Origin of the sequence: Stenotrophomonas sp. Pemsol, from assembly GCF_003586545.1 — a bacterium.
Classification (GTDB): Bacteria; Pseudomonadota; Gammaproteobacteria; order Xanthomonadales; family Xanthomonadaceae; genus Stenotrophomonas; species Stenotrophomonas sepilia.
In genome coordinates, this window is record NZ_CP025780.1 from 3,263,883 (window position 1) to 3,282,442 (window position 18,560).

Sequence of the window (18,560 nt, forward strand, 5' to 3'; positions counted from 1 at the left end):
CGGATTCATTGTCGGTAGTGCCGGCCGCTGGCCGGCAACCAGGCACGCGTGCGGGGGACATGAGGTTGCCGGCCAGCAGCCGGCACGACCCTCACAGCTCCTCGACCACCACGTTGCGGTTGGTGTAGATGCAGATGTCGCCGGCAATGCCGATCGCTTCACTGGCGATGGTGCGTGCATCCAGCTCGGTGTGCGCCATCAGCGCCCGCGCAGCCGAAAGGGCGTACGAACCACCGGAGCCGATGGCGATGATGCCGTCCTCCGGCTCGATCACATCACCGGTGCCGCTGATGATCAGCGAGGTTTCCTTGTCAGCCACTGCCAGCAGGGCTTCGAGCTTGCCCAGGCGGCGCTCGGTGCGCCAATCCTTGGCCAGCTCGACCGCGGCGCGCTGCAGCTGGCCGTGCTTTTCCAGCTTGGCCTCGAACAGCTCGAACAAGGTGAAGGCATCGGCAGCGGCACCGGCGAAGCCGGCCAGCACCTGGCCGTCGCGGCCAAGGCGGCGCACCTTGCGCGCGTTGCCCTTCATCACGGTGTGGCCCAGCGTGACCTGGCCGTCGCCGGCAATGGCCACGTGCTCGCCGCGACGGACGCAGACGATGGTGGTGGCGTGGAAAACGTTGGGGTTCTGACTGGGGTCCATGATGCCTCCGGGGTGACAGAACCAGAGGTGGGGACTGCGCTGCGCCCTTCAAGCCACCCGCGACCGGCTGACGCAGGGCCAACGTTCAGCTTTCTCCGCTGCCCTCGGTGCTGCGTCGACGCTTCGCGCGCGGATGCGCGGCGTCATAGACCTTGGCCAGGTGCTGGAAATCGAGGTGGGTATAGATCTGCGTGGTGGCGATGTCGGCATGGCCCAGCAGCTCCTGCACACCACGCAGGTCGCCGGACGATTCCAGGATGTGGCTGGCGAAACTGTGCCGCAGCATGTGCGGGTGCACCTGCTTGAACAGGCCCTGGCGCTGCGCCAGCTGGCGGATGCGGATCTGCACCGCACGCTGGCTGATTGGCCCGTTGCGACCGGGGAACACCGGCGATGCCGGACCACCGCCACTTTCCGCGCGCCACGCCTGCAGCGCTTCGCGTGCCGGCCGCCCGAACGGCACGCGGCGCTGGCGGTTGCCCTTGCCCAGCACGTTGACCAGCCCGCTGTCGAAATCCAGGTCGCGCCAGGTCAGCGCACAGACTTCGCTCAGACGCAGGCCGGAGGAATAGAACAGTTCCAGCAGCGCGCGGTCACGGCGGCCGAGCTCACCTTCCGGCTCCAGCTCGACCAGCTGCACCGCCTCATCGGCGTCGAGGACCTGTGGCAACCGGCGTGGCGCGCGCGGTGCCTTCAGCGTCGCTGCCGGACTGACCTCGATGTGCGCGTGCTTGAGCAGCCAGGCATAGAAGCTGCGGCAGGCCGACAGGCGGCGTTGCAGGCTCTTGGCCGACAGGCCGCGGCGATGCTCGTCGGCGACGAACTGGCGCAACGCATCGGCATCGAGCGCCTCCACCGCTACGCCACGCGGTTCGGCCCAGACCGCTAGCGCGTCCAGGTCGCGGCGGTAGGCGTCAAGCGTATGCGCCGACATCCGCCGCTCCACCTGCAGATGCTGCAGGAAGGCCTGTACCGCGCTCATCGTCGTCCGGTCCTGCTTAGTCGTGGAAGCGCTTCAGGCCAGTGGCCAGGGCGTCGCCCATCATGCGCAGGAACAGCGTGCCCATGCCCGGGTAGAAGCGGTTCGGGTCGTGGCTGCCGACTGCGATCAGGCCGACGCCCGGCAACGGCAGCAGCGCGGTGGTCTGCACTTCCTCGCTGCGCACGCCGTACAGGACGGCATTCTTTTCCGGCTGCAGACGGCCGCAGATCGGCTCGCCGTCGTTCAGGCAATCGCGGAACGGGCCCAGTTGCGGATCATCGGCAGCAATCACCTGCAGCCAGTCGGCCTGTTCCAGCCCGGCCACCGGCGCATGCACCACCAGCCGCACCAGGTCGCCGGCGAAGTCTTCCTGCAGCGATGCGGCCATCGCGCGCAGGGTATCGGCCGCGTTGTCCTGCTTCATCAGTGCCAGGGTCAGCTGGTGCGTGCGCACCGCAAGGCGTTCATTGACCTGGGCGGTGGCGCCCAGGTCGGCCAACCGTCGTGCCAGCTCGCGGTTCTTCTCGCGCAGCACTTCCAGCTGGTAGCTGGCCAGCGATGCGGTCGGGCCGTCATCGCGCGGCACCACCAGGGTCAGGGCCAGGTCCGGGAACTGCTTGAGGAAGCCGGGATGTCGCCGCAACCAGGCAGCGACTTCATGGGCCCCGAGCTTGTCGACGGTTTCGGTCATGCCATCCACTCCCCTTCGAAGACGAATGCGGTCGGGCCCGCCATCACCACCGGCTGGCCATCGCCCGGCCACTGGATGCGCAGGTCACCTCCGGGCAGGCTGATGCGCGCATCGCGCTGCAGGCGGCCGCGCTGCATCAGGGTCACGGCGGCGGCGCAGGCGCCACTGCCGCAGGCCAGGGTCTCGCCGACACCGCGCTCGAACACGCGCAGGCGGGCGTGGGCCGGGCTCATCACCTGGGCGAAGCCCACGTTCACCGAGCGCGGGAACGACGCGTGCTGCTGCAGCAGCGAACCCACGCGTTCAACCGGAGCGGCATCGATCAGGCCGACTTCGATCACCGCATGCGGGTTGCCCATCGACACTGCGGCGAAGCGTACGCTCTCGCCCTGCAGCGGCAGCAGGTATTCCTCGCGCGGGTGGGCGAAGCCCATCAGCGGCACGTTGGCCGGCTCGAAAGCAGGCACGCCCATCGTCACCGCAAACTGCCCTTCGCCCAGCGCCTTCACCTCATGGCTGGCCAGCGGGCTGTCGATGACGAACGCATCGCCCTGCGCGCTGCCCTCGCGCACCAGCCAGGCCGCGATGCAGCGCGCGCCATTGCCGCACTGCTCGGAATTGGAACCGTCGGCGTTCCAGATGCGGTACGAGGCCACCGAGCCTTCCGCACGTGGCGCCTCGATGGTCAGGATCTGATCGCAGCCGACGCCGGTGTGGCGGTCGGCCAGGCGCGCGGCCAGTTCAGGCGTGGGCGGCGCAATACCGTCACGCAGGTCGATCACTACGAAATCATTGCCCGCGCCATGCATCTTGCTGAAGCGCAAGGCCCTGGAACCGGCCTTACTCATTCCCGCTGCCCGCCTTCTTCGCTGGCGCGGGTGCCGGCTGGGTGGTCGTTGCAGCCGGGTCGACGGTCGTGGTGGGGGCAACGGCGCCCTGGGCCTCCGCCGGGGTCGCCTCGGTGGCGGGCTCGGCAGCGGGTTCGACGGTTTCCTCCACCGGCACCGGCTTCTGCGGCAGTACCAGCGGGCCCTTGTTGCCGCAGGCGGCGAGGAGCAGCAGCGAGGCCGCTGCCAGCGGAATCAGGATGGCGTTTCGATGGGGGATCTTCATGCCCCGAGTATAGCCATTGGCGGCTGAGCGGTTGGTGCAGGGAATCGGGTTGCCGGCCAGCGGCCGGCACTACCGCCGGCGCTCAATCTGCGGGCGGTGGCGGCAACGGCCGCGTCCACAGCCAGATTGCGACCACGGTCATGCTGCCGATCGAGAACCACTTCACCCAGGCGATCGGCACGCACCACAGCATGATGGCGGCGCACACCGCCATGGTGATCGTGGCCATCCACTTGCCATAGCGGCTGACCGCCCCGTGTGCCTGCCAGTTGGCGATGGCCGGGCCGAAGCGCGGGTGCTGCAGCAGCCAGGTGTGCAGGCGTTCGGACCCACGTGATGCAGCCCACGCCGAGATCAGGATGAATACGGTGGTCGGAAGGCCCGGCACGAAGATGCCGACGATGCCGGTGCCCAGGCTGACATAGGCCAGCAGCCACCACGCCCAGCGGAAACGCACCACGCGCGGTGGCGTGGCGGTATCGCGGGATGCGGAGGGCTCGGGCAGGCTCATGGCCGCAAGGATAACGGTTCGGGGTGCCCGGCAACGCCCGGCACCCCTTCGCCGTTACGGCTGGGCGATGCCCAGCTGCTGCAGCACGAACGCGTACGACTCGGACAGCTCGCGGTAGCGCTGGAAGCGCCCCGACTTGCCGCCGTGGCCGGCTTCCATGTTGGTGCGGAACAGGATCGGGTAGGGGCCGGTGTTGTGATCACGCAGCTTGGCCACCCACTTGGCCGGCTCCCAGTACTGCACCTGCGAATCCCACAGGCCGGTACCCACGAACAGCGCCGGGTACGCCTGCTGCTTCACATTGTCGTAGGGCGAGTAGGACAGCATGTAGTCGTAATACGGCTTCTGCTCCGGGTTGCCCCACTCATCGTATTCGTTGGTGGTCAGCGGAATGGTCGGGTCGAGCATGGTGGTGACCACGTCGACGAACGGGACCTGCGCCACCATCACCCGGTAATCCTGCGGGGCCTGGTTGGCCACCGCGCCCATCAGCAGGCCACCGGCGCTGCCGCCGGACGCAGCGACGCGATCCTTCGCCGCCCAGCCCTGTGCGACCAGGCCGCGGGTGACGTCGATGAAGTCGTTGAAGGTGTTCTGCTTGTGCAGCAGCTTGCCGTTCTCGTACCAGTCGCGGCCCATTTCCTGGCCACCGCGGATATGGGCAATGGCATACACCACGCCGCGGTCGAGCAGGCTCACCGCGGTCTGGTTGAAGTACGGGTCCATCGACATCCCGTAGCTGCCGTAGGCGTACTGGAACAGCGCGCCCTTGCCGTCCTTCTGGTAGCCCTTGCGGTAGACCAGCGACACCGGCACCTTCACGCCATCGCGCGCGGTGATCCAGACGCGGTCGGTTTCGTACTTCGACGCGTCATAGCCGATCACCGGCTGTACCTTCAGCTGGCGACGCTCGCCGGTGGCGGTGTTCAGTTCGAACACGGTGGTCGGGGTGGTCATCGAGGTGTAGACGTAGCGCAGCCACGGCGTATCGGCTTCGGTGTTGTCGCCCAGGCCCATCGAGTACGCCGGCTCGTCGGCCTTCACGTAGTCGCTGCGGCCGTCCTTGTACAGCAGGCGGATGCGCTCCAGGCCCTCGGAACGTTCGGCGATGGCGGTGTAGCTGTCGAACAGCTCGAAGCCTTCGATGAACACCGCATCGTCATGCGCAATCCAGTCCTTCCACTGCGCACGCGAGGTGGCATCGGTCGGTGCGGTGACCAGCTTGAAGTTCTTCGCACCGTCGTTGGTGCGGATCACCCAGCGGCCGTCGTAGTGGTCGGCGTCGTACTCGACGTCACGCTGGCGCGGGGCCAGCACGGTGAAGGTGGTCGGATCGCTGGCCGGTGCGTAGCGCTCTTCCGAGGACACGGTGCTGTGCACGCCGATGGTGATGAAGCGATCGTCGCGGGTGCGGCCGATGCCCATGTAGAAGCTGTCGTCCTTCTCTTCGTAGACGACGGTGTCGGCGCTGGCTGGAGTGCCCAGCACGTGCTTCTTCACGCGCACGGTGAGCAGCGTTTCCGGATCGTTCTCGACATACAGCACGGTGCGGTTGTCGTCGGCCCAGACCAGGTCGCCGGAGCTGCCGGTGATCACATCGGGCAGCACCTTGCCGGTGGTCAGATCCTTGAAGCGGATCGTGTACTGGCGGCGGCCGACATCATCATCGGCCCAGGCCAGCAACTGGTTGTCCTGGCTGACCTCCATCGAGCCGACGCTGAAGTAGCCCTTGCCGGCAGCCATCGTATTGACGTCCAGCAGGATTTCCTCGGCGGCCTCCATGCTGCCCTTGCGGCGTGCGTGGATTGGGTAGTCCTGGCCGGTCTCGAAACGGCTGTAGTACCAGTAGCCACGCTCGCGCGCAGGCACGCTGGAATCGTCCTGCTTGATGCGGCCGACGATCTCCTTGTACAGGGTGTCTTCCAGTGGCTTCAGCGGTGCCAGCAGCTGGTCGGCGTAGGCATTCTCGGCCTGCAGGTAGGCCAGCATGTCCTTGTTCTCGCGCTTGTCGTCGCGCAGCCAGTAATAGTCATCGTTGCGGGTCGCGCCGAACGGCGCCTTGACCACGTGCGGATGCCTGGCGGCGTCCGGCGGAACGGGCGGAGTGGCGGCGGTAGCAGTCGTGGTCATCAGGCTGGCGAGCAACAGGCAGAGGGTGGACTTCATGAAGTAGGGTTCCTGGCGCATCAATGCAATGGTCTTCGGCGGGGTCAGATCCCTTTTCCCGAAAAGCGATCTGACCCCAATCCCCGCAATGCGGCAACCCTGCGGATCGTCATGGGTCGTGCCGGCCGGCGTACCATGGGCACATGAGTACCCTGCCCCACACGCCGGGCTACAGCCGGCGCAGCCATGAAATCGCCCCGTTCCATGTGATGTCCCTGCTGGCCCGCGCGCAGGCACTGGAACAGGCCGGCCACGATGTGATCCACCTGGAAATCGGCGAACCGGACTTCACTACGGCCGAACCGGTCGTGCGGGCCGGCCAGGCCGCACTGGCCGCCGGCCATACCCGCTACACCGCCGCACGTGGCCTGCCGGCCCTGCGCCAGGCGATCAGCGGTTTCTATCGCAGCCACTACGGTCTGGACATCGATCCTGAACGCATCCTGGTCACCCCGGGTGGGTCCGGTGCGCTGCTGCTGGCCAGCAGCCTGCTGGTCGATCCCGGCCGCCACTGGCTGCTGGCCGACCCCGGCTACCCCTGCAACCGCCACTTCCTGCGCCTCGTCGAAGGCGGCGCACAGCTGGTGCCGGTCGGCCCGGACACTGCGTACCAGCTCACGCCGTCCCTGGTGGAACAGCACTGGAATGCCGACAGCGTCGGCGCGCTGGTTGCCTCACCGGCCAACCCGACCGGCACGGTGCTCTCCGCCGACGAACTGGCTGCACTGTCGCAGACCCTGCACGCGCGGGGCGGCCACCTGGTGGTGGACGAGATCTATCACGGCCTGACCTATGGCCTGGATGCGCCCAGCGTGCTGCAGGTGGATGACAGCGCGTTCGTGCTGAACAGCTTCTCCAAGTATTTCGGCATGACCGGCTGGCGGCTGGGCTGGCTGGTGGCGCCGCCGTCCGCAGTACCGGATCTGGAGAAGCTGGCGCAGAACCTGTACATCAGCGCCTCGAGCATCGCTCAGCACGCCGCGCTCGCCTGCTTCAGCGAGGAATCCATGGCGATCTTCGAGCAGCGCCGCGACGCGTTCCGCCAGCGTCGCGACTTCCTGCTGCCCGCACTGCGTGAGCTGGGCTTCCGTATCGAAGTCGAGCCACAGGGCGCGTTCTACCTGTACGCCGACGTCAGTGCATTCACCGACGACGCGCAGGCATTCTGCGCGCATTTCCTGGAAACCGAGCACGTGGCGTTCACCCCGGGCCTGGATTTCGGCTTCCATCGTGCCAACCAGCACGTGCGCCTGGCCTATACCCAGGAGGTACCGCGGTTGCAGGAGGCGGTGGCGCGGATTGCGCGCGGATTGAAGCGTTGGCAGGGACCACGTTGACGGTAGTGCCGGCCGTTGGCCGGCAACCCGGGAATGCGTGAATGATGCGGTTGCCGGCCAGCGGCCGGCACTACCGGATAAAGAAAAACGCCGCCCGGGGGGCGGCGTTTTCCGTTCTGCCTATCTGCTTACTTACCGCCCAACCGCTCCCACAGGAAGCTGTAGGCCAGCGCCGACATGTGTGCGGCCTGCGCGTTGTTGGCGGCGCCGCCGTGACCCCCTTCGATGTTCTCGTAGTAGGTCACGTCCTTGCCGGCGTCGATCATCTTCGCCGCCATCTTGCGGGCATGGCCCGGGTGCACGCGGTCGTCGCGGGTCGAGGTGGTGAACAGCACCGGCGGGTAGTTCTTCTTCGCGTTGAACAGGTGGTACGGTGAGAAGGTCTTGATGAACTCCCAGTCACTGGTATCCGGGTTGCCGTACTCGGCCATCCACGAGGCACCCGCCAACAGGTGGCTGTAGCGCTTCATGTCCAGCAACGGCACCTGCACCACCACCGCACCGAACAGCTCCGGGTACTGGGTCAGCATGTTGCCGGTCAGCAGGCCACCGTTGCTGCCGCCCTGCACGCCCAGGTGCTTGGCGCTGGTGATCTTGCGCTTGACCAGGTCCCGCGCCACCGCGGCCATGTCTTCGTAGGCCTTGTGGCGGTTCTGCTTCAGCGCCGCCTGGTGCCAGCGCGGGCCGTACTCGCCGCCACCACGGATGTTGGCCACCACGTACACGCCGCCCTTCTCCAGCCAGGCGCGGCCCATGCCACCGGAATAGCCCGGGGTCAGCGAGATCTCGAAGCCACCGTAGCCGTACAGCAGCGTCGGATTGGAGCCATCGAGCTTCATCGCCCTGTCGTGCACCACGAAGTACGGCACGCGGGTGCCGTCCTTGCTGGTGGCGAAGTGCTGCTCGATCACCTTGCCCTTGGCGTCGAAGAAGGCCGGCATGGTCTTCAGTGTTTCCGGGGCCTGGCCGATCTCGGCCAGCGCCAGCGTGGTCGGGGTCAGGTAGTCGGTGGCGGTCAGCCACACCGCGTCGCTGTCATTGCTGTCCACTGCAGCCACGCCCAGCGTGCCGAAGGCAGGTGCGCCGACGAAGCGGCTCGTCTGCCAGCCGTTGGCGCCCGGGGTCAGCACCGACAGGCGGTTCTTGACGTCGTCCAGCACGTTCAGCACCAGGTGGCTCCTGGTCCAGGTGGCGCTGGCCAGCGAGGTGGTCGCGGTCGGGGTGAACAGCACCTCGAAGTCGCGCTTGCCGGCCAGGAAGTCGTCCAGCTTCGTCGCCAGCAGCGAACCGGACGCATAGGTCTTGCCGCCCACGGTCCACGGATCGCGCAGTTCCAGGGTCAGCCACTGCTTGTGCAGGCCCTTCTCGGCCGAGTTCGGCGCGTCGATCTTGGTCAGCGTGCCGTCGTCGCCACGCAGGTAGAGCTCGTTGTTGTAGAACGCCAGCGTGCGGCTGACCAGGTTGCGCTCGAAGCCCGGGGTGTCATCGTGCATCGCCGCGATGTACATGTCTTCCGGCTTGCCTTCGTACACCGTCGTGGCCGAGGCCATCGGCGTGCCGCGCTTCCACAGCTTGGCCACGCGCGGATAGCCGGACGTGGTCATCGTGCCGGCACCGAAATCGGTGTAGACGAACACGGTGTCGCGATCGACCCAGTTGAGGCCCCCCTTCGACTCCGGGCGGAAGAAGCCGTCCTTGATCCAGGTCTTGTTGGCCAGGTCGAACTCGCGGGTGACGTCGGCGTCGGCGCCGCCGCGCGACAGCGCGATCAGGCAACGGCTGTAGTCCGGGCGCAGGCAATCGGCGCCGTGCCAGACCCAGTTCTCACCCTCGGCCTTGTTCAGTGCATCCAGGTCCAGCACGGTCTCCCACTGCGGCGACGCCTTGCGGTACTCGGCCAGCGTGGTGCGCCGCCACAGGCCGCGCTCGTGCTGCTGGTCCTTCCAGAAGTTGTAGTAGTAGTCGCCGATCTTCTGCACGCCCGGAATCTTGGCATCGGAGTCGAGCACCTCGCGGATGCGGGTCTCCATCTGCTTGAAGGCCGGGGTCTGCGCCAGGCGCGCCTCGGACTTGGCATTCTGTTCCTTGACCCAGGACAGCGGCTTGTCGCCGGTGACGTCCTCCAGCCAGGCGTAGCGGTCGGTATCCTCAGCGGCCACGGCGGTCCCCACCGAGGCAGCGGTCATCATGCCGGCCAGCAGGCAGGCGGAAGCGAGTCGTGACATTGCAGCTCCAGGCAGTCATAAGCCGTGGAACGCTAGCACGGAATGCCGCGGCCTCCCCCGTGTCGAAGGTCAGGCCGTGACCGCCGGGCCGCGCCGGCGACGCGCCTGTCCACCGGTACGCCGCACCTTCGGCAGCCCCGACAGGCGCGGCAGCGGGAAGCGCAGCAGCGCCCACCAGGCCGCGAGCGGCATGCCGATCAGCCACATCGGCAGCCAGCCCAACCACGCGCTGCTGCCACGTGCCGCTGGCCAGACCAGTACCAGCGCCAGTCCGGCCAGCGCCAGTTGCCGCACGCCACGCAGCAGGCGCGGGTCGGCGCGTTCGATGATGCGTTCAGTTGCAGGGTGACGGACGGAACGTGTGTTCATGGGCCTTCTCCGGTAGACAATGCAACACAGCTTGGGCAAGCCCCTTCTCACAGATTGCGACACCATTGACGGATCGCGCACGCTCAGTCGACCATGCTCAGGCAAAGCCCTCCTGAGCCCGCTCCCGCATGACTTCGATCCGCCCGCTCTGCGCCGTGTTGCTGGCCCTGTCCCTGGCGGGCCCCGCCATGGCGGTCGGTGAGCCGCCATCACCCCGTGCCAGCGTCCCGCGCGCCGATCCGGATGCCCCGATCGACCTCAAGCGCTTCATGGGCACCTGGTACGTGATCGGCCGCGTGCCGAACTTCATCGAACGCGGGCACGTCGCCAGCGTCAACGAGTACGAGTTGCGCGACGAGCACAAGGTCGGCATCACCTACCGCTACCGCGACGGCTTCGGCGAACCCCTGCAGGAGATCCGTGCACGCGCCAGCGTCGACCCGGACAGCGGCAACCACGGCTGGCGCACCTGGTTCTACCGCGTGGTGCCGACCCACTCCCGGGTGCTGGACGTCGCCCCGGATTATTCGTGGGCACTGATCGGCTACCCGGGCCGCGAGATGGCCTGGATCTTCTCGCGCACGCCGGACATGGACAAAGCGCTGTACAAGGAGCTGGCCGAGCGCCTGCGCGACGAGTACGGCGTGAACACCGACAAGCTCAAGCGCGTGCCGCAGCATCCGGAACAGGTCGGCAAGCTGGGCTACGAAGTACCGAACGCGCGTTGACCGCACGTGGAATTGCCGGCCAGCGGCCGGCACTACCGTTTCCAGGCATTGGGGTAGAGCCGGCCGCTGGCCGGCTACCAGCAGGCGTAGCGGTTACTTGCGGCTGTAATGCGCGACCAGGCGGTCGCCGAGCATCTGCAGCAGCTGCACCAGGACCAGCAGCACCACCACGGTGACCAGGGCCACGTCGGTGCGGTTGCGCTGGTAGCCTTCGCGCAGCGCCAGGTCGCCCAGGCCGCCGGAACCGATCGCGCCGCCCATGGCGGTGAAGCCGACCAGGGCAACGGTGGTGACCGTGGCGGCGGCAATCAGGCCCGGCCGCGCTTCGGGCAGCAGCACCCGGGTGACCAGCTGCCAGGTCGTCGCGCCCATCGACTGCGCGGCCTCGACCACGCCGCGGTCCACTTCGCGCAGCGCGGTCTCGACCAGGCGCGCATAGAACGGCGCGGCACCGATCACCAGCGCCGGCAGCGTGCCAAGCACGCCGATCGACTGGCCCATCAGCCACAGCGAGACCGGAATCAGCACCACCATCAGGATGATGAAGGGCACCGAACGCAGCAGGTTCACCACGATCGCCAGTACGCCATAGGCAAACGGCCGGCGCTTCATCTGCGGCGCACCGAACACGTACAGCAGCACGCCCATCGGCAGGCCGATGGCCAGGGTCAGCGGCAGCGAGCCGGCCATCATCAGCAGCGTCTCGATGGTGGCCTTGCCGATATCCACCCACTTATCCGCATCCAGGTGGCGGAAGAAGCCTTCAGCAGTAGCGACGATCATCGACGAAGTTCCTCAACATGCACGCCGGCGGCCACGAACGCGGCCTGCGCGGCGGACTGGTCACCGCCCACCAGGGCGACCACCAGCTGGCCATACGGGGTGTCCTTGATCCGGTCGATGCGGCCGGACAGGATGTTGTAGTCGACCCCGGTCTGCCGCGCGACACTGCCGAGCAGGGGTTCGTAGGTGTCGCCACCGAGGAAGGTCAGGCGCACGATACGGCCGCCAACGGCATCGAAATCACGGTGCAGCGCCCCCTCGTCCACATGCTCCGACTCACTGACGAAACGGCGGGTGGTCGGATGCTGCGGGTGCAGGAACACCCGGGTGACCGGACCGGTTTCGACCATCTGGCCGGCATCGAGCACCGCAACGCGGTCGCAGACACGGCGGATCACGTCCATCTCGTGGGTGATCAGCACAATGGTCAGGCCGAGCTCGCGATTGATCTTTGACAGCAGCGACAGCACCGAAGCGGTGGTCTGCGGATCGAGCGCACTGGTGGCCTCGTCGCACAGCAGGATCTGTGGACGGGTCGCCAGCGCGCGGGCGATACCGACGCGCTGCTTCTGGCCACCGGACAGCTGCGCCGGATACTTCTGCGCATGCGCTTCCAGGCCCACGGTCTGCAGCAGCTCGGCCACGCGCGCGTCGATCTCCGTCTTCGGCGTGCCGGCCAGTTCCAGCGGAAAGGCGACATTGCCCGCCACCGTGCGCGACGACAGCAGATTGAAATGCTGAAAGATCATGCCGATGCGCCGGCGCAGCGCGCGCAGGCCGTCCGCGTCCAGCGCGGTGACATCCTCACCACCAATCAGCAGCCGGCCACCGCTGGGTTCTTCCAGGCGGTTGATCATGCGGATCAGGGTCGACTTGCCGGCGCCGGAATGGCCGATGATGCCGAAAACCTCACCGGCCTCGATGGTCAGGTCCAACGGTTGCAGCGCGCTGATCTCGCGGCCGGCAACGGCATAGGATTTGTGCAGGCGCTGGAACTCGATCACGGGCGTGGCTCACCGGCTGGGTGACGGAAGGGGGCGTGCAGCCTACCAGCGCAGGCGGTCGCGCGCCCGCGCCATGGGCCAGAATGTTATTCCTTTTGGTTCTAACGTACCTGCTCCGGCGCGGGTTCCGGGGTCGGATCCCCGCAGGGGCTCTGACCCCGCTTCCCGGCCAAACCGGTTCAGGGATGATCCAGCGGCTTCGGTGGTTCCTGCCGGTTGACCCGCTCGCGGTGCAGCAGGTAAAGCCCCGAAGCCACGATGATCGCCGCGCCCACCCAGGTATAGCCATCGGGCAGCTGGCCCCAGAAGGCCAGGTCCCAACCGATCACCCAGACCAGCCCGCTGTACTCCAACGGCGCGATCATCGAGGCCTCGCCCAGCTGGAAGGCCCTGGTCAGGGCGATCTGGCCCAGCGCCCCGGCCAGGCCCATGCCACCGATCAGCGGCGCATGTGCCAGCTGCAGTGGCACCCAGCCGGGAAGGGCCAGCAGCCCGGCACCGATGGCCATGATCACCAGGAACCAGACCACCATCGACTGCGAGGTATCGGTGCGGGTCAACAGGCTGACCGTGATCGCGGCTACGGCATAGGCGGTGGCCGCGGCCAGCACCATCAGCCCCGGCACCGAGATGAAGCCATCGACGCCCGGCCGCAGCACCACCAGTACACCGACCAGGCCAATCCCGATGGCGACCCAGCGCCGTGGCCCGACCCGCTCGCCCAGCAGCGGCACCGACAATGCGGCGATCAGCAGCGGGGCAACGAAATAGATGGTGTAGGCAGTGGACAGCGGCAGGTCGCGCAGGGCGAACACGAAGCAGCCGATCATCGCCATGCCCAGCGCACCACGCAGCAGGTGCAGCCCCCAGCGGCGCGGCACCAGCGAACGTGGCCCGGCGCTGGCCAGCACCCAGACCAGCACGAACGGCAACGAGGCCGCGCCGCGCAGGAAGGTTACTTCCAGGGTGGGGTAGCTGGCCGACAGCTGCTTCATGCCAGCATCCATCAGCGAGAAGCAGGCGACCGCAGCGACCATCCAGGCCACCGCGCGAGAGGGGGAGCGTTGCACGTTCATGGCCCATTATCGCCCGGTCGTCGCATTCTGTAGAGCTTGGCCGCTCTTCAAAAAGCAGCCGAGCGTGAGCTCGGTTCTGCAAACGGCGGGCATGGGGCCCTCGCGATAGAATGGCTGCCACTGAATCCTGCGGAGCATCGCCCATGCCTTCCTTCGACGTCGTGTCCGAAGTCGACACCCACGAACTGACCAACGCCATCGACCAGGCCAACCGCGAACTGGCCACCCGCTTCGATTTCAAGGGCGTGGATGCCAAGTTCGAACGCGATGGCGATGTGATCAACCAGTTCGCGCCGACCGAATTCCAGCTCAAGCAGATGAACGACATCCTGCGTGCACGCCTGGCCGCGCGCGGCATCGATGTGCTCAGCCTCGAATTCGGCGACATCGAGACCAACCTGGCCCAGGCCCGGCAGAAGATCACCGTCAAGCAGGGCATCGAGCAGAAGATCGCCAAGAAGATCGCCGCTGCGCTGAAGGAAGCCAAGCTGAAGGTTGAAAGCCAGATCAATGGCGACAAGCTGCGCGTGCAGGGCAAGAAGCGCGACGACCTGCAGGACGCCATCGCCGTGCTCAAGGCCGGCAAGTTCGAGTTGCCGCTGCAGTTCAACAATTTCCGCGATTGATCTGCCCGCCGGGCATGGCCCGGCGCCGGTACCTGCGGTACGACGGCGCGTTGCCAGCGACGCGCCTACAATGTCCGCCCCGCCAGCCGACGTGCCCGCCATGACCGACGCCCAACTGCCCACCGAGGACCCGATCGCCGCCACCCGCCTGTGGCTGGAACGCATCGTCATCGGCCTGAACCTGTGCCCGTTCGCCAAGGCGGTCTACGTGAAGGATCAGGTCCGCATCGTGCTCAGCGATGCGACCACGACGGAAGCCCTGGTTGAGCAGCTGGCCGAGGAACTGGTCCTGCTGCGCGATACGCCGGCCGAGCAGATCGATACCACGCTGATCGTGCATCCGCAGGTGCTGACCGATTTCCTCGACTACAACGACTTCCTCGACAACGCCGACGCGGCGATCGAGGCGCTGGACCTGCAGGGCATCCTGCAGGTGGCCAGCTTCCATCCGGATTACCAGTTCGAGGGCGTGGCTGCCGACGACGCCAGCAACTACACCAACCGCGCGCCCTTCCCCACCCTGCACCTGCTGCGCGAAGACAGCGTGGCGCGCGCGGTGGACGTCTATCCGGATCCGGACGTGATCGTCGAGCGCAACATCCAGACCCTGGACCGCATCGGCGTGGACGGCTGGCATCGCCGCCTGCGTGGCGAAGACCTGTCGTGAGCACGGTACCGCCGATTGCCGCTTGGCCGGCCGCGCCGCTGTCGGGCAAGGTGGTGCTGGTCACCGGCGGTGCCAACGGCATCGGCCGTGGCATCGCGCAGGCCGTGCTCGGCGCCGGTGGCCGCGTGCTGATCGGCGACCTCGACATGGAGGCCGGCGAGGCGTGCCTGGCGGAATGGCAGCGTGGTGAGGATGCCGTGTTCCAGCGCCTGGATATCACCGACGAAGCCAGCGTGCGCGCCTTCATCGCCGTGGCCCTGCAGCGTTTCGGCCGCATCGACGGGCTGGTCAACAACGCGGGAATTGCCAGCCCGCACGGCACGCTGCTGCAGGACATGGACTGGGACGAGTGGCAGCGCCGGCTGTCTTCGCTGCACGGCGCGTTCCTGTGCAGCAAGCATACGTTGCCGGCGCTGACCGCCAGCGCCGCCGGTGCGATCATCAACATCGCCTCGACCCGCGCCTGGCAATCCGAAGCACACAGCGAAGCCTATGCCGCAGCCAAGGGCGGGCTGGTGGCCTTCACCCATGCGCTGGCGATCAGCAGCGGCCCGGCGGTGCGGGTGAACAGCATCAGTCCCGGCTGGATCGGCACCTGCGAGTGGCAGGCACCCTCACGGCGACACGCACCGGAGTATTCGGCCACCGACCATGCGCAACACCCGGTCGGCCGCGTCGGCCAGCCGGAGGACATCGGTGCGTTGGCCGTATACCTGCTGTCATCACTGTCCGGTTTCAGCACCGGCCAGGATTTCATCGTCGACGGCGGCATGACCCGGAAGATGATCTACGCCGAATGACCCGCCACCGGTAGTGCCGGCCGCTGGCCAGCATTCCGGTAGAACCACGCCATGCGTGGATGGCGGTGAAGTGCCAACCAAGGTTGGCACCTACCCGACGCCTTACGCCATGCCCGAGTGGCGAAGCAGCGCATCGATCTGCGGAGCACGGCCGCGGAAGGCCTTGAAGTTGTCCGCCGCCGGGCGGCTGCCACCGCGCGACAGGATCTCATCACGGAAGCGTGCGCCGGTTTCAGCCAGTGCCTGCGGCGCTTCCTCGAAAGCGGCATAGGCGTCGGCGCTGAGTACCTCGGCCCACTTGTAGCTGTAGTAACCCGCGGCGTAACCGCCCGCAAAGATGTGGCTGAACTGGTGCGGGAAGCGGTTCCAGGCCGGCGGGTGGTTCACCGCCACTTCCGCGCGCACGCGGTCCAACAGTGCCAGCACGCTGTCCTGCGCTGGTTCGAACTGGCTGTGCAGCAGCATGTCGAACAGGCCGAACTCCAGCTGGCGGACGGTGGCCATGCCGCTGTGGAAGTTGCGCGCGGCCAGCATGCGCTCGTACAGCCCGCGCGGCAGCGGCTCGCCGCTGTCCACGTGCGCGGTCATCGCCTGCAGGTGATCCCATTCCCAGCAGAAGTTCTCCATGAACTGGCTGGGCAGCTCCACCGCATCCCATTCCACGCCGTTGATGCCGGCGACGCCCAGTTCGCCGATGCGGGTCAGCAGCTGGTGCAGGCCGTGGCCCATCTCATGGAACAGCGTGGTCACTTCGTTGTGGCTGAAGGTGGCCGGCTTGCCGTTGGCACCGCGGCCGAAGTTGCACACCAGGTAAACCAGCGGCGTCTGCACGCTGCCGTCGGTGCGCACGCGACGGTTGCGGCAATCATCCATCCACGCCCCGCCGCGCTTGCCCTCGCGGGCGTACAGGTCCAGGTAGAACTGGCCAACCAGCGCACCCTGCGCATCGACCAACCGGAAGAAGCGCACATCCTCGTGCCACACCGGCGCGCTGTCCTCATGCACGCGCAGGCCGTACAGCTGCTCGATCACCGAGAACAGACCGCCCAGTACCTTCGGCTCGGTGAAATACTGCTTCACCTCCTGCTCGGAATAGCTGTAACGCGCCTGCTTCAGGCGGTCGGCGGCGAAGGCCAGGTCCCAGGCCTGCAGGCTGTCGATGCCGAGCTGTTCGCGCGCGAACTGCTCCAGCTCGGCGCGGTCCCTGGCGGCGAACGGCTTGGCGCGCGCGGCCAGGTCACGCAGGAAACCGAGCACTTCGGCCGGGTCCTGCGCCATCTTGGTCGCCACCGAGTAATGGCCGTACGAATCGAAGCCGAGCAACGCAGCCAGTTCGGCGCGCAGGGCAAGGATGCGGTCGATGTTGCCGCTGTTGTCCAGTGCGTCATCGCCGAATTCGGACGCACGCTGGGCGCTGGCGCGGTACAGGATCTCGCGAAGGTCGCGGTCCTCGCCCCAGGTCTGCACCGGCAGGTAGCACGGCATCTGCAGGGTCAGTTTCCAGCCGGCCTTGCCGTCCTTCTGTGCTGCGGCATGCGCGGCGGCCTTCACGTCTTCCGGCAGGCCCTTCAGCCGCGCTTCGTCTTCGATGATCAGCGACCAGGCATCGGTAGCGTCGAGCACGTTCTGCGAGAACTTCGCCGACAGCGCCGACAGTTCTTCCTTGATCGCAGCAAAACGCTGCTGCGCCTCGGGCGCCAGCTCGGCGCCGCCCAGGCGGAAGTCGCGCAGGGTGTTGTCCAGCACCTTGCGCTGGGCTTCATCGAAATGCGCCGCCTCCGGGCTGGCGGCCAGCGCCTGGTACTGGCGGTAAAGCGCCAGGTTCTGCCCCAGCACACTGGCGAAGCGGGTCACCCGCGGCAGGTTGCTGTTGTAGGCCTCGCGCAGCTCCGGGGTGTTGACCACGCCCTGCAGGTGGCCGACCAGGCCCCAGGCGCGCCACAGGCGCTCGGTGGCATCGTCCAGCGGGGTCACGAAGGTCTGCCAGGTGACCGGCTGCACCTGCTCGGCTGCGCTGACGGCGGCTTCGGCCTCGGCCAGCAGCACATCCAGCGCCGGCGCCACGTGCTCGGGGCGGATCGCCTCGAAGCGCGGCAGGCCGGAAAAATCGAGCAGGGGGTTGGCAACGGTCACGGCAGGTCTCCAGAGTACGGGCCCGGCAGGCGGGCAGCCCGGTAGATATGGCGCTGCCAGGCATCGCTGACAAGGGGGCACGGCATTCACATCGGCCTTACGCGCGCCCCCCGAAGCTCTGGGTGCGGGGGAGTCCGCAGCGGCACGTACCGAACGAGGCCCCACATGGAAGGTCTGGCTGCAGTTGCATCCGCCTCACCGGCGCGGTCGCTGGCACTGTCTGCCAGCGCGGCCGAACTGGCCTGGATCGCCGCGCTGTGCGATGCCGGCGACGACGCCCCGCGCCACCTGCAGCAGTTGCAGGCGGTGCTGCAGCAGGGCGGCACGTTCAATGAAAGCCAGGAGTGGTACCCGTTCGAAGTAGTCGAGCGCGGCGCCAGCCAGCTGCAGCTGGGCCATGAGCGCGAGTTCGCGATCTGCGTGTTGCTGTGGTTGCAGGCATTGGCCCAGGGCCGCGCCAGCATCCTGGATCCCACCCTGCACCTGGATGACCGTGCGATGGACATCGAGGCGTTGCCCGATGCACTGCGCGACGCGGTGCTCGACGCCTTCACCGCGGCGGGATATTGAGACGCCCCGGCGACCGGGTAGAGTCGACTTTCGCGCGCAGCGCGGGATTTTCGCGACCTGAACGTAGAGCAGTCGACTAACTGTGTAAACCCACCACGTTGTTCAGCGGGATTCTGGAAATAGGCGGCTGGCTGCC

General features: G+C 67.2%; 19 protein-coding genes. 6 read left to right on the forward strand and 13 right to left on the reverse strand.

The window, feature by feature from the left end; genetic code table 11:
- Nucleotides 1-91: 91 nt before the first annotated feature.
- The 7 genes from hslV to PEM_RS14975 form a co-directional block, all read right to left on the reverse strand.
- Complete coding sequence (hslV, locus tag PEM_RS14945; RefSeq protein ID WP_005411093.1) at nt 92-643, reverse strand: ATP-dependent protease subunit HslV; 552 nt, start codon at nt 641-643, stop codon at nt 92-94.
- A gap of 85 nt (nt 644-728) precedes the next feature.
- Nucleotides 729-1,625, reverse strand: a complete 897-nt coding sequence (xerC, locus tag PEM_RS14950) for a tyrosine recombinase XerC (RefSeq protein ID WP_005419436.1) — start codon at nt 1,623-1,625, stop codon at nt 729-731.
- A 16-nt stretch (nt 1,626-1,641) separates the two neighbouring features.
- Nucleotides 1,642-2,316, reverse strand: coding sequence for a DUF484 family protein (locus PEM_RS14955; protein ID WP_005419445.1), 675 nt, complete (start codon nt 2,314-2,316; stop codon nt 1,642-1,644).
- Complete coding sequence (dapF, locus tag PEM_RS14960; RefSeq protein WP_111128239.1) at nt 2,313-3,164, reverse strand: diaminopimelate epimerase; 852 nt, start codon at nt 3,162-3,164, stop codon at nt 2,313-2,315. The genes PEM_RS14955 and dapF overlap by 4 nt, the downstream gene beginning before the upstream one ends.
- Nucleotides 3,157-3,429: a lipoprotein gene (locus PEM_RS14965; RefSeq protein ID WP_065178023.1), complete on the reverse strand. Its 273-nt coding sequence runs from the start codon at nt 3,427-3,429 to the stop codon at nt 3,157-3,159. Before PEM_RS14965 ends, dapF begins: the two co-directional genes overlap by 8 nt.
- 82 nt (nt 3,430-3,511) lie before the next feature.
- The gene (locus PEM_RS14970; protein WP_005419450.1) at nt 3,512-3,940 is read right to left on the reverse strand and encodes a YbaN family protein; all 429 of its coding nucleotides are present in this window, start codon (nt 3,938-3,940) and stop codon (nt 3,512-3,514) included.
- A gap of 54 nt (nt 3,941-3,994) precedes the next feature.
- Nucleotides 3,995-6,106, reverse strand: coding sequence for an oligopeptidase B (locus tag PEM_RS14975; protein WP_053497587.1), 2,112 nt, complete (start codon nt 6,104-6,106; stop codon nt 3,995-3,997).
- 143 nt (nt 6,107-6,249) lie between these two features.
- On the opposite strand from PEM_RS14975, the gene PEM_RS14980 reads away from it, so the two are divergent.
- Nucleotides 6,250-7,443, forward strand: a complete 1,194-nt coding sequence (locus PEM_RS14980) for a pyridoxal phosphate-dependent aminotransferase (protein ID WP_111128237.1) — start codon at nt 6,250-6,252, stop codon at nt 7,441-7,443.
- Nucleotides 7,444-7,571: 128 nt separating this feature from the next.
- Here PEM_RS14980 and PEM_RS14985 read toward each other — a convergent pair whose 3' ends face one another.
- Both PEM_RS14985 and PEM_RS14990 read right to left on the reverse strand, forming a co-directional pair.
- On the reverse strand, nt 7,572-9,668 hold the full coding sequence (locus tag PEM_RS14985; RefSeq protein ID WP_111128236.1) for a prolyl oligopeptidase family serine peptidase: 2,097 nt from the start codon (nt 9,666-9,668) through the stop codon (nt 7,572-7,574).
- 69 nt (nt 9,669-9,737) lie between these two features.
- On the reverse strand, nt 9,738-10,037 hold the full coding sequence (locus PEM_RS14990; RefSeq protein ID WP_005419459.1) for a hypothetical protein: 300 nt from the start codon (nt 10,035-10,037) through the stop codon (nt 9,738-9,740).
- A gap of 128 nt (nt 10,038-10,165) precedes the next feature.
- Here PEM_RS14990 and PEM_RS14995 point away from each other — a divergent pair, with 128 nt between their 5' ends.
- The gene (locus PEM_RS14995) at nt 10,166-10,765 is read left to right on the forward strand and encodes a lipocalin family protein (RefSeq protein WP_005419460.1); all 600 of its coding nucleotides are present in this window, start codon (nt 10,166-10,168) and stop codon (nt 10,763-10,765) included.
- A 93-nt stretch (nt 10,766-10,858) separates the two neighbouring features.
- On the opposite strand, the gene PEM_RS15000 is transcribed toward PEM_RS14995, so the two are convergent.
- The 3 genes from PEM_RS15000 to PEM_RS15010 form a co-directional block, all read right to left on the reverse strand.
- Nucleotides 10,859-11,548, reverse strand: coding sequence for a methionine ABC transporter permease (locus tag PEM_RS15000; protein ID WP_005419463.1), 690 nt, complete (start codon nt 11,546-11,548; stop codon nt 10,859-10,861).
- Complete coding sequence (locus tag PEM_RS15005) at nt 11,545-12,552, reverse strand: methionine ABC transporter ATP-binding protein (RefSeq protein WP_033834529.1); 1,008 nt, start codon at nt 12,550-12,552, stop codon at nt 11,545-11,547. The genes PEM_RS15000 and PEM_RS15005 overlap by 4 nt, the downstream gene beginning before the upstream one ends.
- Nucleotides 12,553-12,731: 179 nt before the next feature.
- A complete protein-coding gene (locus tag PEM_RS15010) occupies nt 12,732-13,628 on the reverse strand; it encodes a DMT family transporter (protein WP_019660712.1) in 897 nt (298 codons plus the stop codon).
- 143 nt (nt 13,629-13,771) lie between these two features.
- On the opposite strand from PEM_RS15010, the gene PEM_RS15015 reads away from it, so the two are divergent.
- The 3 genes from PEM_RS15015 to PEM_RS15025 all read left to right on the forward strand — a co-directional run bounded on the left by PEM_RS15015 (nt 13,772) and on the right by PEM_RS15025 (nt 15,721).
- A complete protein-coding gene (locus PEM_RS15015; RefSeq protein WP_005419468.1) occupies nt 13,772-14,254 on the forward strand; it encodes a YajQ family cyclic di-GMP-binding protein in 483 nt (160 codons plus the stop codon).
- Between the two features lie 100 nt (nt 14,255-14,354).
- The gene (locus PEM_RS15020; RefSeq protein WP_033834530.1) at nt 14,355-14,921 is read left to right on the forward strand and encodes a DUF1415 domain-containing protein; all 567 of its coding nucleotides are present in this window, start codon (nt 14,355-14,357) and stop codon (nt 14,919-14,921) included.
- Entirely contained in the window at nt 14,918-15,721 is an 804-nt protein-coding gene (locus tag PEM_RS15025; RefSeq protein WP_111128234.1) for an SDR family oxidoreductase, read from the forward strand. The genes PEM_RS15020 and PEM_RS15025 overlap by 4 nt, the downstream gene beginning before the upstream one ends.
- A gap of 102 nt (nt 15,722-15,823) precedes the next feature.
- On the opposite strand, the gene PEM_RS15030 is transcribed toward PEM_RS15025, so the two are convergent.
- The gene (locus tag PEM_RS15030; RefSeq protein WP_119706121.1) at nt 15,824-17,854 is read right to left on the reverse strand and encodes a M3 family metallopeptidase; all 2,031 of its coding nucleotides are present in this window, start codon (nt 17,852-17,854) and stop codon (nt 15,824-15,826) included.
- A gap of 165 nt (nt 17,855-18,019) precedes the next feature.
- Here PEM_RS15030 and PEM_RS15035 point away from each other — a divergent pair, with 165 nt between their 5' ends.
- A complete protein-coding gene (locus PEM_RS15035) occupies nt 18,020-18,424 on the forward strand; it encodes a hypothetical protein (RefSeq protein WP_111128231.1) in 405 nt (134 codons plus the stop codon).
- Nucleotides 18,425-18,560 lie beyond the last annotated feature (136 nt).